This window comes from Streptomyces sp. 3MP-14 (assembly GCF_006334905.2).
GTDB lineage: Bacteria > Actinomycetota > Actinomycetes > Streptomycetales > Streptomycetaceae > Streptomyces > Streptomyces triticirhizae.
In genome coordinates, this window is the sequence record NZ_VDLZ02000010.1 from 143,871 (window position 1) to 158,986 (window position 15,116).

Annotated in this window: 9 protein-coding genes; 5 read left to right on the top strand and 4 right to left on the bottom strand. The window is 74.4% G+C overall.

Going from position 1 to position 15,116, the window contains the following annotated elements; translation table 11 throughout:
• The first annotated feature begins 24 nt into the window (after nt 1-24).
• Nucleotides 25-3,192 carry a CHAT domain-containing protein gene (locus FH609_RS17955; RefSeq protein ID WP_139668789.1) on the top strand — a complete coding sequence of 1,056 codons (3,168 nt, stop codon included), beginning with the start codon at nt 25-27 and terminating at the stop codon, nt 3,190-3,192.
• A 192-nt stretch (nt 3,193-3,384) separates the two neighbouring features.
• Here the strand turns inward: FH609_RS17955 and FH609_RS17960 are convergent, their stop codons facing one another.
• Both FH609_RS17960 and FH609_RS17965 read right to left on the bottom strand, forming a co-directional pair.
• A complete protein-coding gene (locus FH609_RS17960) occupies nt 3,385-5,292 on the bottom strand; it encodes an ABC transporter ATP-binding protein (protein WP_139668791.1) in 1,908 nt (635 codons plus the stop codon).
• 12 nt (nt 5,293-5,304) lie between these two features.
• On the bottom strand, nt 5,305-7,167 hold the full coding sequence (locus FH609_RS17965; RefSeq protein ID WP_139668793.1) for an ABC transporter ATP-binding protein: 1,863 nt from the start codon (nt 7,165-7,167) through the stop codon (nt 5,305-5,307).
• Between the two features lie 169 nt (nt 7,168-7,336).
• Here FH609_RS17965 and FH609_RS17970 point away from each other — a divergent pair, with 169 nt between their 5' ends.
• A complete protein-coding gene (locus tag FH609_RS17970; protein WP_193317929.1) occupies nt 7,337-7,645 on the top strand; it encodes a hypothetical protein in 309 nt (102 codons plus the stop codon).
• Nucleotides 7,646-7,734: 89 nt separating this feature from the next.
• On the opposite strand, the gene FH609_RS17975 is transcribed toward FH609_RS17970, so the two are convergent.
• A complete protein-coding gene (locus FH609_RS17975) occupies nt 7,735-8,226 on the bottom strand; it encodes an ATP-binding protein (RefSeq protein ID WP_139668795.1) in 492 nt (163 codons plus the stop codon).
• A gap of 194 nt (nt 8,227-8,420) precedes the next feature.
• Between FH609_RS17975 and FH609_RS17980 the strand changes: the two genes are divergently transcribed.
• Together FH609_RS17980 and FH609_RS17985 are read left to right on the top strand one after the other, a co-directional pair.
• Entirely contained in the window at nt 8,421-9,692 is a 1,272-nt protein-coding gene (locus tag FH609_RS17980; protein ID WP_139668797.1) for an AAA family ATPase, read from the top strand.
• Between the two features lie 28 nt (nt 9,693-9,720).
• Nucleotides 9,721-11,202, top strand: a complete 1,482-nt coding sequence (locus tag FH609_RS17985) for a VWA domain-containing protein (RefSeq protein WP_319789604.1) — start codon at nt 9,721-9,723, stop codon at nt 11,200-11,202.
• Nucleotides 11,203-11,256: 54 nt separating this feature from the next.
• Here FH609_RS17985 and FH609_RS17990 read toward each other — a convergent pair whose 3' ends face one another.
• A complete protein-coding gene (locus FH609_RS17990) occupies nt 11,257-12,459 on the bottom strand; it encodes a L,D-transpeptidase (protein ID WP_226961771.1) in 1,203 nt (400 codons plus the stop codon).
• A gap of 458 nt (nt 12,460-12,917) precedes the next feature.
• Here FH609_RS17990 and glgX point away from each other — a divergent pair, with 458 nt between their 5' ends.
• Nucleotides 12,918-15,116 (top strand): glycogen debranching protein GlgX, encoded by a 2,199-nt coding sequence (gene glgX / locus FH609_RS17995; RefSeq protein ID WP_226961772.1) that lies wholly within the window; start codon nt 12,918-12,920, stop codon nt 15,114-15,116.

Genomic DNA, 15,116 nt, shown 5'->3' on the forward strand with positions numbered 1-15,116 from the left:
AGGTGATGGAATGATAGTCGGGCCGTGAACGCGCCGTCTCCGGCGGCGGGTTACCTTCCGGGGCTCTGGGGGTGGGAGATGTTCGGCCGGTGGCGGCGCCGTCGGGGTCGGCCGCGCGGGGGCGGGGACGACGAACTGCCGCAGACGCGGCTGCTGGTGGCCACCATGATGTTCGGCGGCAGGCCGAACGAGCGCGACGTCGAGGAGCTGCGGAACATCGCGCTGCGGCGGCCCGTCAATTTCGCCGGCACCAGCGACCCCGTCGCGCTGATGGGGGTCATCGCCGCGTTGGGCGGGGAGCCGGTCGCGCACTTCTCCGTGGGTGCCGCGTCGCCGGGGCCGACGGAGCGGGGCGGCGTCGCCAGCGCCGAGGAGATCGATGCCATCGGCCGGGCCGAGGCCCTGCACGAGCGCTTCGACGCCACGCACGACCCGCGCCACCTCGACGCGGCGGAGGTGCTCTTCACGCTGGTGCTGCGCACGGAGCCCGTCGCCGAGGTGCGGGCCGCCGCGTTGAACGGTCTGGGCAAGTGCCGGTGGTCCCGCTACGAGGCGTTCAGCGAGCGGGCCGACATCGACGAGGCCGTGGACCGGCTCCGCGAGGCGCTGGCCGTCGTGCCGGCCGGCCACCGCATGGTGCCCGCGCTGCGCGCCAACCTCGCCGGCGCGCTCTTCGTCCGCTGGGACGTCGCCACCCGGACCGACGACCTCGACGAGGGCATCGCCGAGATCCGCGCCGCGCTGGACGCCACCGGGCCGGCCGACGCGATCCTGGTGTCCCGCCTGAACTCGCTGGGCATCGCACTGTCGAAGAAGGGCTCCGCCCTCGGCGACTCCTCCGCGCTCGACGAGTCCGTGGACACGCTGACCCGCGCGCTGCGCGCCGGGCGGGCGGCGGGCGAGGCGGCGTCGGCCGCTGCCGCCGCCTCCAACCTCGCCGAGGCGCTGCGCCTGCGCCACGGCCTCGTCGACGGCGACGACCCCGAGGACCTGGTCACCGCCGCCGAACTGGCCCGGGAGGCGCTGGCCGCCACCCCGCCGTCCGACCCGCTGTGGGCGCGTTACCAGTCCAATCTCAGCGTGGTGCTGATGTCGCTCTACCTGCTCCGGCGGGAGGCCGCCGACCTCGCCGAGGGCGTGGCCGCCTCGCGCAGGGCGCTGGCCGCGACCCCGGAGCGGCACCCGAACCGGGTGGAACGCCTCGGCGTCCACGCCCAGTTGACGCGGCTGGAGTTCGATCGGTCCGCCGGCATCGACCACACCGTCGACGTCAACCTCTCTTTGACCCCGCCGCCCGAGCTGCCGGACCACCTCTCCCGCGCCAGCCTCGACCTGCTGCGGGCCGCCGTTCGCGCCGCCGAGGAGGCCGCCGCCGCGACCCCCCGGGGCCACAGGCAGCACAGTGCCAACCGGCTCTTCCTCGCCTCGGTCAGATTCCTACGCGATGTGACCACCGGCGTTCCCGGTCGGTTCGGTGACGATCACGACGAGACGGTGCGCGATCTCGCCGCGCTCGCCGTCGATGTCGCGGCGCCGACCAGCCAGCGGGTGTGGGCGGCGCGGCAGTGCGCGGCGGCCCGGCTGATGACCGCTATGACCAGCACCGGCGAGGCGTCGGCCGCCGCCGGCAGGGACGCGCTGGCCGCGTTCGGCCTCGCCACCGAACTGCTGCCCCGCACCGCCACGCCGTCCCTGCCCCGGGCCGACCGGCAGCGGCTGTTGGCGCGGTTCGCCGGGCTCGCGCGGGACGCCGCCGCCTGCGCGCTCCGCGTCCTGGACGCGGACCCGGGCGCCGCGCTGCGGCTGCTGGAACACGGCCGGGGCGTGCTGATCGGCCAGGCCATCGACGCCCGCGACGACCTGACCGAGCTGCGCGCCGCGTACCCCGAACTCGCCGACCGCTACCAGCAAATGTGCCGCGCGCTGGACCGCCCCGAGGACGCCTCGTTCCTCTCACCCGGCGGCGGTGTTGTCGGCGGCGGTGCCGGCGGGGCGCCGCTGGCGGGGGAGGACCGGCACGCGCTGGCCGCCCAGCGGGACGCCCTGGCCGAGGCCGTGCGCCGGCTGCCGGGCTTCGCCGGCTTCCTGCGCCCGCCGGCACCCGAGGAGTTGGCGCGCGCCGCCGCCCCGCACGGGCCCGTCGCACTCGTCAACGTCAGCGGCCTCGGCAGCGACGCGCTGCTCGTCCAGGACGGCCGGGTGTGGTCCGTTCCGCTGCCGGACGTTCACTACGCGGAACTGCTCGGCACCGCCCGGGACTTCGCCGAGAACGTGCGACGCGCCGGCGACACCGCGCTGCCGTTGGCGGAGCAGGCGGCGGCCCAACGGGAGGTCGTCGCGATCCTCGGCTGGCTGTGGGAGGCGGTGGCCGAACCGGTCCTGACCGCGCTCGGCCTCACCGGCCCGCCGCCCGAGGGGCAGCCGCCGCCCCGGATGTGGTGGATTCCAACCGGGCCACTGGCGGCCTTCCCGCTGCACGCCGCCGGGCTGCCCGACACCCCGGGCGCCAGCACGCTGGACCGCGTCGTCTCCTCCTATGCCACCACCGTCCGCGAGCTGCTGTGGGCCCGCGCCAGGCCGGTGGTCGGGGAACGTTCCCTGCTGGCGGTCGCGCTGCGCGATGCCCCGGGCGTGCCCCAACTGCCCCGCGTGGACTACGAGTTGGAACGCCTGGCCGAACGGCTGCCGGTCGCCCAGGCCCTGTCGGGCGCCCAGGCTCGGCACGGCGCGGTGCTGTCGGCGTTGCCCGATCACACCTGGGCCCATATCGCCTGCCACGCGGTCAGCCCCGCCACCGCCTCCGCCGGCGGAGAGCTGCTGCTGTACGACCACGAGAGGCGGCCGCTGAGCACGGCGGACATCGCCCGACTGCGCCTGGAACGGGCCGAGTTGGCGTATCTCTCGGCCTGCGACACCGTGCGCGGGCACGAGGCGCTCGCCGACGAGGCCCTGCACATCGCCGGCGCCTTCCACTCGGCGGGCTTCCGGCATGTGATCGGCACCCTGTGGCCGGTCGACGACGAGGAGGCGGCGGAGATCGCCGACGCGTTCTACGCCGGGGTGGCGAGCGGCCACACCCTCGGCGACGCCTCGGGCGCCGCCCGCGCCCTCCACGAAGCGGTACGCGCCCGCCGCGCGGAGCACCCCCACACGCCCACCCTCTGGGCGGCCCACCTCCACTACGGCGCGTGAAGAAGGGGCGGGCGGTGCTCAGCCATCGCGCCAGCGAAAAGGGGCGGGCGGCTGGGGTCAAAGACCCCAGCCCGAAGATCGCCGCACCAATACCCACCGCCCAAACCATCGCGCAGCGATCACCGCCGCACCACCCCCCGCCGCCGGGCCACCGCGCCAGCGAAAAGGGGCGGGCGGGTGGGGCAGGGAACCCTACACAAGCGACTCCCGCCACGCCCGGTGCAGATCCGAGAACCTCCCCGCCCCCGCGACCAGTTCCGCCGGCGCCCCGTCCTCGACGACCCGCCCCTGTTCCATCACCAGCACCCGGTCGGCGATCTCCACCGTCGAGAGCCGGTGCGCGATCACCAGCGCCGTCCGGTCGCGCAGCACCGTCACCATCGCGTCCTGGACGGCCCGTTCGCCGGGGATGTCCAGCGAGGACGTCGCCTCGTCGAGGATCACCACCGCCGGGTCGGCCAGCAGCACCCGCGCGAACGCGACCAGCTGCCGCTGCCCGGCCGAGATGCGGCCGCCGCGCTTGCGGACGTCCGTGTCGTAGCCGTCGGGCAGCTCCTCGATGAAGGTGTGCGCGCCGATCGCGCGGGCCGCCGCCTCGATCTCCTCGCGGGTGGCGTCGGGCTTGCCCAGCGCGATGTTCTCCGCGACCGTGCCGGAGAACAGGAACGCCTCCTGCGTCACCATCACCACGCCGCGCCGGAGTTCGGCCATGCTCAGCCGCCGCAGGTCCGTCCCGTCCAGCAGCACCCGGCCCTCGGTCGGGTCGTAGAACCGGGCGAGCAGCTTGGCCAGCGTGGACTTGCCAGCGCCGGTCGCGCCGACCAGCGCCGTGGTCTCGCCGGCGGCCAGCCGCAGCCGGAAGCGGGGCAGCACGTCCCCGCCGGTGCGGTAGGCGAACCGCACGTCCTCGAAGAGGACTTCGCGGCCCGGCCGGTCGGTGGGCCGTTCGGGCAGGGCCACCGGGTCCTCGGGCTCGGGCACGTCGGGCCGCTGGGCCAGCAGCCCGGAGATCTTGTGGAGCGAGGCGACGGCCGACTGGTAGCTGTTGAGCAGCATGGCGAACCGGTCCAGCGGGTCGTAGAGCCGCCGGATGTAGAGCGCGCCGGCGGCCAGCGCGCCCAGCTCCATCTCGCCGGCCCGCACCCGCTGCGCTCCCCAGAGCACGATGCCGGCGACCGAGACCGCCGCGATCAGCCGGGAGAGCACGACGAAGCGGCACATCTCCAGCAGGGTGTCGCCGTTGATCCGCTCGTGGTGGCGGTTGAGCCGGTCGAAGGAGACGTCGTTGGCCGCCTCCCGCCGGAACGCCTTCACCGGGCGGATGCCGTTGACCGTCTCGGTGAACTTCACGATCACGGCGGCGATCGCGGTGGAGCGCTCGTTGAACTTCTCCCGCGAGCGCCGCCGGTAGCTGCGCACCAGGAGCGACAGCGGGACGAACGAGAACACCGCCGCCGCGCCCAGCCCGGCGTCCAGATAGAAGAGCAGGCCGCCGATGTAGGTCAGGGAGACCAGGATCAGCAGCATCTCCTGGAGGCCCTCGTTGAGCAGCTCGCGCAGCGACTGGACGTCGCTGGTGGAACGGGAGATCAGCCGGCCCGAGGTGTACCGGTCGTGGAAGTCGAGGCTGAGCGCCTGCGCGTGCCGGTAGATCCGGCCACGCAGGTCGAGCAGCACGTTCTGGTTGACCCTGGCGGAGACCATGATGAACAGCGACTGGAGCACGCCGGAGCCCAGCGCGCAGAGGAGGTAGGCGACGGCGACCGCGATCAGCGGGCCGTTGTCGTTGTCGCGCAGCGCCGGCACGCCGGAGTCGATGGCGTAGGCCACCAGCAGGGGAACGGCCTGCACCGCCGCCTGTTGGGTGAGGAGCAGCAGCGCGGCCAGCGCCACCCTGGCCCGGTGCGGGCGCAGCAGGGAGAGCAGCAGCCGGCGGGAGGCGCCCTTCGGCGCGGGCAGTTGGTCGTCCGCGTAGGCGTCGGCGACCTCAAGTGGTTCGAGTGGTTCGAGGGCCTCGTCGGGCTCGGCGAGGCGGGCGGGGGCGTCGGGGTCGCGGTCGTCGGGTTGGTCGGTGTCCTGGTCGGTGAGCTGGGTGGTCATCGGACGGGCGCCTTACGCGGTTCGGGACGGGGCGGTCAGCGAGCCGCCGTTGGACTCTCGGTCCCGGCCCTGGGAGAGCTGGGACTCGCCGGTCATCAGCCGGCGGTACTCGGCGTTGTCGCGCAGCAGTTCGGTGTGGGTGCCCACGGCGGCCACCCGGCCCTCGGAGAGCAGCGCGACCCGGTCGGCCAGCTGCACCGTGGAGGGGCGGTGCGCGACGACCAGGGCCGTGGTGTCGACGAGAACCTCGCGCAGCGCGGCCTCGACGCGGGCCTCGGTGTGCACGTCGAGGGCGGAGAGCGGGTCGTCCAACACCAGGAAGCGGGGCTTGCCGACGACGGCCCGGGCCAGCGCGAGGCGCTGCCGCTGCCCGCCGGAGAGGCTCAGGCCCTGCTCGCCGACCTCGGTCTCCAGGCCCTCGGGCAGGGCCCTGACGAAGCCGTCGGCCTGGCTGACGCGCAGCGCCCTGGCCAGCTCGGCCTCGTCGGCGTGCTCCGCGCCCATCAGCACGTTCTCCGCGACCGAGGCGGAGAAGAGCGTGGGCTCCTCGAAGGCGACGGCGATCCGGGAGCGCACCTCGGCGCGGGAGAGGGTGGCCGTGTCCACCCCGTCGAGGGTGATCCGGCCGGAGGTGACCTCGTGCAGCCGGGGCAGCAGCGCGAGGAGCGTGGTCTTGCCGCTGCCGGTGGCGCCGACCAGCGCCATGGTCTCGCCGGTGCGGACGTGCAGCGTCACCCCGTCGAGCACGGGCGGGCTGCCGGGCGGGGCGTCGGGGTAGTGGAAGACGACGTTCGTGAGGCGGATGCCGTCCCCCGGGGTGCCGCCGTCCCCGGCGGCGGGGGTGGCCGGCGTCGGCTCGTCGGGAATCTCGGTGTCCAGCACCTCGAAGTACCGGTCCGTGGCGGTGGCCGCCTCGTTGCACAGCGCCAGCAGGAAGCCCATGGACTCCACGGGCCAGCGCAGCACCATGGCCGTGGCCATGAACGCGACCAGCGTGCCGGCGGTCAGCTCGCCGTCGGCGACCTGGGAGACGCCCAGCACCAGCGCGGTGCCCAGGAACAGCTCGGGCAGCGCCAGGATCACCAGCCAGATCCCGGCCAGCAGCCGCGCCTTGTACAGCTCGGTGTCCCGCAGCTCCCCGGAGAGCAGGCGGAACGCGCGGGCCTGGCTGCGGTGCCGGCCGAAGCCCTTGATGATGCGGATGCCGAGGATGGACTCCTCGACGACGGTGGTCAGGTCCCCCATCTGGTCCTGCGCCCGGCGGGCCACCAGGGAGAACCGCCGCTCGAAGAGCGCGCACAGCACGATCAGCGGCACCACGGGCAGCACCAGCACCAGGCCGAGCGTCCAGTCCTGGACGAGCAGTACGCCGAAGCCGATGAGGATGGTGGTGCTGTTGACGATGAGGAACGTCAGCCCGAACGCCAGGAACATCCGCAGGAGTTGGAGGTCACCGGTGGCGCGGGAGAGCAGCTGCCCGGTGGGCCAGCGGTCGTGGAAGGTGACGGGCAGCCGCTGGAGGTGGCGGTAGATCGCGTCCCGCATGTTGGCCTCGACCCTGGCCAGGGGGCGGGCGACCAGCCAGCGGCGCAGACCGAAGAGGGCCGCCTCGGTCAGCCCGACGAGCAGCAGCACCACGCCGCCCCACCACACGCCGCCTGTGTCCCCCTCGGCGACCGGGCCGTCCACCATCCACTTCAGCACCAGCGGCATCACCAGGCCCATGGAGGCGGCCACGACGGCGACCCCGGCGGCGCTGAAGACGCGGCCCCTGGCGGGCCGCACATAGGGCCACAGCCGCAGCAGGGCACGGACGACGGAACGTTTTCGGTGGGGGACGGTGGTCGCGGCGGGGGAGGTGGCTGTGGCAGACATCGCCTCCGAGCCTACGAGCTGGCACTGACAACGCCCACGGGTTTTCGACCTAGGTCCTGCGGCCGATGCCACCCGTGACACCCCGTCTGTCCTGCGGATTCGCCGATCCGGCGGGCGCGGGGGCCGGCTCGGGCGCACGGTGTCAGTGGGGGCGCCTACTGTGGCCCGCATGAGTCATCAGGTTGAGCTGCGCGAGCTACAGGCGGCGCTGCGGACCGCCTCCGACGTCGCCTTCGACCAGGAGCCGCCGGCCGGGGAGCAGGCGGCGGTGTTGGTGGACGCGCTGCGTCGGGCGCTGGTCGCCGCCCAGGCGCTGACCGAAGGTCCGGGGGAGACGGGCTGCCGGGAGCATCCCAGGGGCGCGGTCGATCCGCTCTACGGGGACCCGGAGGACCCGCTGCCGCCGGGGTGGGGCCGCTGTCTGCTGTGCAACGACCGCCGGCGCCGGGCCAGCACCCGCCGGCGGCCGGGGCGTTGAGGTCGTTCCCCGGCGGCCGCGCTCCCGGGCGGGGGTGTCAGCGGTGCGGGTCGGCGGTGCGGGTCGGCGGTGCGGGTCGGCGGTGCGGGTCAGCGGTGCGGGGTGCGCATCTCGAACCAGACGGACTTGCCGTGCGGCAGCAGGTCCACGCCCCAGCGGTCGGCGAGGGTGTCCACGAGGAAGAGGCCGCGCCCGCTGATCACCTCCATCTCCCGCACGGGCAGCAGCGCGGGCAGCGCGCGGGAGGGGTCGCGCACCTCGACGCGGACCCAGCCCCTGCGCCGCCTGATCCGCAGGCCGAACTCGGCTGCCCCGGCGTGCTGGACGGCGTTGCCCACCAGCTCGGAGACGAGCAGCACCGCGTGCTCCGTCAGCTCCTCGGGGAGCAGCCAGCGGGCGCCGAGCTGGCTCCGGGTGAGCCGGCGGGCGCGCCCGGCGGACGGGGGCTCGGAGGGCAGCAGCACCTCGGCGAGGGAGGGGTCGTCGGGGCGGGGGCGGGGCGGGGGCGCTTCGCGGTCGGCGAGGTCGGTGAGGTCGGTCTCTTCGAGGTCGCTCGTGGGGACGTCCGCCGGTGCAGCCATGTGCTCCATCATGGCCGCGCGTGCCGGGTGCGCGTGCCGTTTCGCGGGAACTGCCCCCGCTCCGGGGCGCGTTGCCAGCGCGGTGTGGCGCGCGCCGGCGCACGCGTGCGAGCCTCGGTGCGCCCCGTGGCGGGCCGCGCCGCGTCGTAGGTTGGGGCGTGGCGGGGCGCGAAGGGTGCGAGGGCAGGGAGTTGATGTTGACGACGAGCGGGCAGGGCGCGGCGGAGGCGGCCGAGGCGGCGGGCGGGTCCGAGGCAGCCCAGGCGGCGGGCGGGTCCGAGGCGGCGGAGACAGCGGGGCGGCTGCGGGCGGTCTGTGCGGAGCTGTCGGACCGCTTCTACGAACGGGCCGACGTGGTGCGGACGTTGCTGGTGACGCTGCTGGCCGGGCAGCACTCGCTGCTGCTGGGTCCGCCGGGGACGGCGAAGTCCGAGCTGGCGAGGGAGCTGACCGGCCGGATCGAGGGGGCGGCCTACTGGGAGATCCTGCTGTCGAAGTTCACCGCGCCGACCCGGATGTTCGGCCCGGTGGACGTCGCGGCGCTGGCCAGGGGCGAGTACCGGCAGGTCTTCGAGGGGCGCGCGACGACCGCGCATGTCGCGTTCGTCGACGAGATCTTCAAGTGCTCGACGGCGGCCCTCAACGAGACGCTGGGCTTTCTCAACGAGCGGATCTACCACCCGGAGAACGGCGGCGAACCGATCCGCTGCCCGCTGATCGGGGCGATCACGGCGAGCAACGAACTGCCCGGCGGGGAGGACACGGCCGCGATCTACGACCGGCTGCTGGTGCGGATGGAGGTCGAGTATCTGGCCGACCCGGCGAACTTCGCCGCGCTGGTGCGCTCCGCCGTCAGCCGCCCGGAGCCGCCGCGCCGGACCACGGTCACGCTGGCCGCGCTGCGGGACGCGGTGACCGGGTTCGTTCCGGCCGTGTCCGTTCCCGATGAGATCGTGGACGCGGTGTGCACGTTGCGGTCCGCGCTGCGCCGCGAGGAGTTGATCGCCTCCGACCGCCGTTGGCGGCAGTCGATCGGTCTGCTCCAGGCGTCCGCGTTTCTGGACGGCCGCGCGGCCGTGGCCGCGTCCGATCTGTCGGTGCTCTCACACGTGCTGTGGGACTCGCCGGCGCAGCGGCCGACCGTCGAGCGCGAGGTGCTGCGGCTGGTCCACCCGGACGCCAGGGAGGCGCTCGATCTGGCCGACGCCATCGACGAGTTGGAGGTCCAACTCGACGCGATGGCCGGGCAGTCCAGGGAGGCGCTCAGCGAGTGGGTCATCAAGAACGCGCACAACAGGCTGGCCAGGGCGGGCAAGCGGCTGGAGCGGCTGCGCGCTGAGGCGCTGGCCGCCGGCCGTTCCACCGCCGCCATCGACCGGGTGGCCACCCGCCAGCGCGCCGTCCGCGCCCGCGTCCTCACCGAGGCGCTGGGCATGGACGCGAGCATGGTCAGGGCGCAGCTCTGAACGGCGGGGGCGGGGCGTGAACGGGGGCGTGAACGGGGGGCACACCGGGGTCGTGGTCGCCGACCGGTTCGACCTGGTCGCCTGGCGCGACACCCTCGCGCAGTCGGCCGGACTGCGCGCGCTGGCCGAGGAGTTGGGCGCGGAGCCGGGCGGCGCCGGGGGTGTCGTCGACTTCGCCGACCTGCTGGCCGACGCGTTCCTGGCCGCCTACAAGGCCAACCCCCGGCTGCGCGAGCCCGGCGAGATGGCCCCGTCCCGGCTGGGCCAGCACCGGGCGGTCGGCGCGCTGGTGACCACGCCCGGCTTCGCCGAGCTGCGCCGGGAGACCGCCGGCGACCCGTATGCCGCCGCCATGGCCGTGCTCGCCCAGGCCCCCGCGCTGCGCCGGATGCTGGCGCGGCCGCCGAAGGCCCCGGAGCCGGACCGGCCGCGTCCGGCCTCGGCCGCCGCCGCCCGCGCGGCAGAGCCGGCCGAGCCTGCCGCACCGGCCCAGCCCGCCGAGCCCGCGTCGTCGGCCGCCGAGCCGGGGGCGGCCCCCGAGCCCGGCGCCGCCGCGCTCCGCGTCGCGGCGCGCGAGGCGGCGGCGCGGGCCGTCGAGGCCGTGCGCGCCGAGTCAACGCTGATGCGGGCGTGGGGCGTTGGCCCGGGCGAGCTGGCGCGGATGTCGTTCGAGCGGCGCGCCAGGCTCGCCGAGCGGCTGCGCGCCGGCCGGCTCGCGCCCTGGGCCGAGCTGATCGGCCGCTTCCGGCGGATGGCGAGCGGCGAGGCGGCCCGCCGGGTGGCGGGCGACGCCGGCGAGCTGGTCGGCGTCACCCTCGGCGACGACCTGACCCGCGTCATCCCCTCCGAGCTGGCCAACCTCGGCCTGCCGGAGCTGCGCGCGGTCTTCGCCGCCCGGTACGCGGCGGGCGAGTTGATGCTCTACGAGGGTCTGGCCGAGCGGGCCACCGGGCGGGGCGCGATCGTCGCGTGCGTGGACACCTCGCACTCCATGTACGAGGCGGGGCCCGGCGGGGTGACCAGGGAGGCGTGGGCCAAGGCGTGCGCCCTGGCGCTGCTGGACCAGGCGCGCCGCTCCCGCAGGGACTTCGTCGGCGTGCTGTTCTCCTCGGCCGACCGGCTGCGGGTCTTCCGCTTCCCGGCCCGGCGGCCGGCCGCGATCGGGGATGTGCTGGACTTCGCCGAGACGTTCCTCGGCGGCGGCACCAGCTACCAGGCGCCGCTGTCGGCGGCCGGGGCGCTGCTGGCGGAGGAGTTCGAGGACGCGGGCCGGGCGCGGGGCGACATCGTGTTGCTCACCGACGACGAGTGCGGCGTCACCGACGAGTGGCTGCGCGGCTGGCGGGAGGACAAGCGGCGGCTGGGCTTCCGCCTCTTCGGCGTGGCCGTCGGCGCCCCGTCCGACGCGGCGGGGGAGGGCTCGGTGCTGGCGGCGCTGTGCGACAACCTCAGGTCGGTCGGTGACCTGACGGATGTGCGCGCCGCCGCCGACCTGTTCCGGGTGATCTGACGGGTTCGGGCGCGACCCGGGCCGGCGGGCCCCCGGTCACGCCCGAACCGGGGGTCACTGGCCGGCGCCCCAGTCGGCCCAGTCCATGTTCCAGCCGTTGATGCCGTTGTCCGGGGCGATCACGTCGTCCTCGGAGTTGATCACCTCGACCACGTCGCCGATCATCGAGTTCTCGTAGAACCAGGCGGCGTCGGTGTCCGGGTCGCCCGCGCCCTGGCGGTCCTCCAGGCCGACGCAGCCGTGGCTGACGTTGTCGCTGCCGAAGGTGGCCGAGGACGCCCAGTAGTTGCCGTGCACGAAGGTGCCCGAGGTGGACAGCCGCATGGCGTGTGGAACGTCCGGGATGTCGTATTCACCGCCGAAGCCGACCGTCGCCCCGTCCATCCGGGTCTCCTTGTGCTTCTCGGTGATCACCATCTTCCCGTTCCAGGTCTCGGTGCCCGGCGCGCCTGCGGTGATGGGAACGGTGCGCAGCACCTCGCCGTCCCTGACGACCTCCATCGTGTGCGCGGCGGCGTCCACGGTGGAGACCTGGCTGCGGCCCACGGTGAAGGAGACGTCCTCGCGGAGCGTGCCGAAGACGCCGTCGGCGCCCTCAACTCCCCGCAGCCGGAAGCGGATCTCCACCTCGGTGCCCGGCTCCCAGTACTCCTCGGGCCGGAAGTCGACCCGCTGGTTGCCGAACCAGTGCCCGCGCACCTCGACCGGCGGCTCGGTGGTGATCTGGATGGCGTCCCTGACCTCGGCGGTGTTCTCGATCGCAGTGTCGAAGGTGACGGACAGCTCCATCCCGACGCCCACCTCGGAGCCGTCGGGGATGTTCCAGTAGCTGGAGAACGTCGCGTCGGCCGCCACGGTGGTGAACGTCGCGGTGGCGGTCTCGGCCTCCCCGTCGCCGTTCTCGCCGACCGCCGTCACGGTGTACTCGGCGCCGTTGGCCAGCGCCTCGCTGGGCGCCCAGGCGTCGGCCTCCTCGGTCAGTTCGCCCGCGACCTCCTCGCCCTCGGGCCCGGCCACCGTCACCTCGGTGAGGGTGCCGCCCTCGGCGGTGACCGCCAACTCGCCCTGGGTCGGCACGTCCACCGCGCCGTCCTCCGGTGCGATGGCGATGGCCACGGCCGCTGCCGGGCTCTCCTCCTCGGACGGCTCCTCGCCGCCACCGCCCCCGCCGCCGCACGCGCTCAGCGCCAGCAGCAACGCCCCCAGCAGCGCGCCCGTTCCGACGGCGCCTCTCCGTCTCCCGCTCCCCGCTCGCACGCCCCGTGCTCCCCTCCACGACCCCGAAATTGTTGATCAGGTAATCACATGAACACCCGTGAGACGGGCGCGGAACTGTCACCGTTCCGTCGCAGTTCACGCCGGGGCGCGCCGCCGCCGTTCGCGCCGGGTGCCGGACCCGTTCACGCCGGGGCGCGCCGCCGCCGTTCGCGCCGGGTGCCGGACCCGTTCACGCCGGGGCGCGCCGCCGCCGTTCGCGCCGGGTGCCGGACCCGTTCACGCCGGGGCGCGCCGCCTCGCGCGCCCCGGCGCGTGGGCCCGCGCCCCGATCCCGCCCCCCGCGCTCGCGTCGCCGCGAGCGCCGGCCGGGACAAGCCATGGCAAAATGCCGTAATCCCGGACCGTGGCGGAGTCGACGGCCAACACCGTCCCGCCAGCACGTGCGGGCCGCCCTGGAACCGGGAACCATCCGGGTCAAAGACATATGGAGGGCGCCCGTGTCCCTGGCACCTGAGCACACGAGGACCGACGTCTGGCCCGGCCACCCACAGCCCCTCGGCGCCCGCTTCCGGGTCGGCCCCGACGGCACTGAGGGCACCAACTTCGCCCTGTGGGCCGGCGGCGCCGAGGCCGTCGAGGTCTGCCTCTTCGACGAAGAGGGGCGCGAGACCCGCTGCCACCTGGAGGAGTTGACCCACGAGATCTGGCACGGCTTCCTGCCCGGCGTCCGCCCGGGCCAGCGCTACGGCTACCGGGTGCACGGCCCCTGGGACCCGTTCGCCGGCGCCCGTTGGAACCCGGCCAAGCTGCTGCTCGACCCCTACGCCCGCGCCGTGGACGGCGAGTTCGCCCTCCCCGACGAGGTCTACGGGCACCACCGCCACCACCAGCCGCCCGAGTTGGCCGACACCGTACGGGACGACCACGACTCGGCGCCGTTCGTGCCCAAGGGCGTGGTGGTGCACGACACCGACACCTGGGTCGACGACCGCCGGCCCAAGACGCCCTGGGCCGACTCCGTCATCTACGAGCTGCATGTGCGCGGCTTCACCATGCGCCACCCCGGCATCCCGCCCGAGCTGCGCGGCACCTACGCCGGCCTCGGCCACCCGGCCGCCGTCGAGCACCTGGTCCAACTCGGCGTCACCGCCGTGGAGTTGCTGCCCGTTCACCAGTTCGCGCACGAGGACCACCTGCTGCGCAGGGGCCTGGTCAACTACTGGGGCTACAACTCCATCGGCTACTTCGCCCCGCACGCCGCCTACAGCGCCTCGGGCACCAGGGGCCAACAGGTCGGCGAGTTCAAGAACATGGTCCGCGCGCTCCACCAGGCCGGCATCGAGGTCATCCTCGACGTCGTCTACAACCACACCGCCGAGGCCGGCGAGGGCGGCCCGACCCTCTCGCTGCGCGGCATCGCCAACCCCGGCTACTACCGCCTCGCCGAGGACCCGCGCCACTACACGGACTACACCGGCTGCGGCAACACCCTGCACGTCGTCCAGCCCCAGGTGCTGCGGCTGATCACCGACTCGCTGCGCTACTGGGTGCAGGAGATGGGCGTGGACGGCTTCCGCTTCGACCTGGCCGCCGCGCTGGCCCGCTCCTTCCACGACGTGGACATGCTCTCCCCGTTCCTCGCGGTGATCGCCCAGGACCCGGTGCTGCGCCGGGTCAAGCTGATCGCCGAGCCCTGGGACGTGGGCGACGGCGGCTACCAGGTGGGCGCGTTCCCGCCGCTGTGGACGGAGTGGAACGACCGCTACCGCGACACCGTCCGCGACTACTGGCGCGGCGCGCTGCCCGACGTGCGCGACCTCGGCTACCGGCTCTCCGGCTCCAGCGACCTCTACGCCTGGGGCGGCCGACGCCCCTATGCCTCGGTCAACTTCATCACGGCGCACGACGGGTTCACCCTGCGCGACCTGGTCTCCTACGAGCACAAGCACAACGAGGCCAACGGCGAGGACAACCGCGACGGCACCGACGACAACCGCTCCTGGAACTGCGGCGTCGAGGGCGAGACGGACGACCCGGCGATCAACGCGCTCCGCCGCCGCCAGCTGCGCAACATGCTGACCACGCTGCTGCTCTCGACCGGTGTGCCGATGCTGGTGGCCGGCGACGAGTTCGGCCGCACCCAGGGCGGCAACAACAACGGCTACTGCCAGGACAACGAGGTCGGCTGGGTGGACTGGTCGCTGCCCGACGACCCGACCTGGCGCCCGTTGCTCGACCTCACCCGGCGCCTGATCCGGATGCGCCGGGAGCATCCGGTGCTGCGCCGGCGCGCGTTCTTCTCCGGGCGCCGGCAGGCCCCGGCCGGGATAAGGGACCTGGGCTGGTTCACCGCCGACGGCAAGGAGATGACCGAGGAGGACTGGTACGCGCCCAGCCGCACCGTGGCGATGTACCTCTCGGGCCGCGACATCCCGCAACGCGACGAGAAGGGGCGGCCGGTGACGGACGTCAGCTTCCTCGCCGTGCTGCACGCCGGCGACCAGCCGCTGGACTTCCCGCTCCCCGGCCCGCCCTGGGGCTCCGTCTACCGGCTGCTGCTGGACACCTCACGCGAACGCCAGGACGTGGCGCCCGACTCCACCCACCTCGGCGGAACGATCCTCCGCGTGCCGGAGCGCTCCGTCCTGCTGCTGCGCGTCGAGCCGGCCGACCCGGAGATCCGGGCGGGCGCGTAG

What these genes read in the sequence shown, in the direction of transcription:
- FH609_RS17960 (WP_139668791.1), bottom strand. Translation starts at nt 5,292, where the DNA reads ATGACCACCCAGCTCACCGACCAGGACACCGACCAACCCGACGACCGC.
- FH609_RS17965 (WP_139668793.1), bottom strand. Translation starts at nt 7,167, where the DNA reads ATGTCTGCCACAGCCACCTCCCCCGCCGCGACCACCGTCCCCCACCGA.
- FH609_RS17970 (WP_193317929.1), top strand. Translation starts at nt 7,337, where the DNA reads ATGAGTCATCAGGTTGAGCTGCGCGAGCTACAGGCGGCGCTGCGGACC.
- FH609_RS17975 (WP_139668795.1), bottom strand. Translation starts at nt 8,226, where the DNA reads ATGGCTGCACCGGCGGACGTCCCCACGAGCGACCTCGAAGAGACCGAC.
- FH609_RS17980 (WP_139668797.1), top strand. Translation starts at nt 8,421, where the DNA reads ATGTTGACGACGAGCGGGCAGGGCGCGGCGGAGGCGGCCGAGGCGGCG.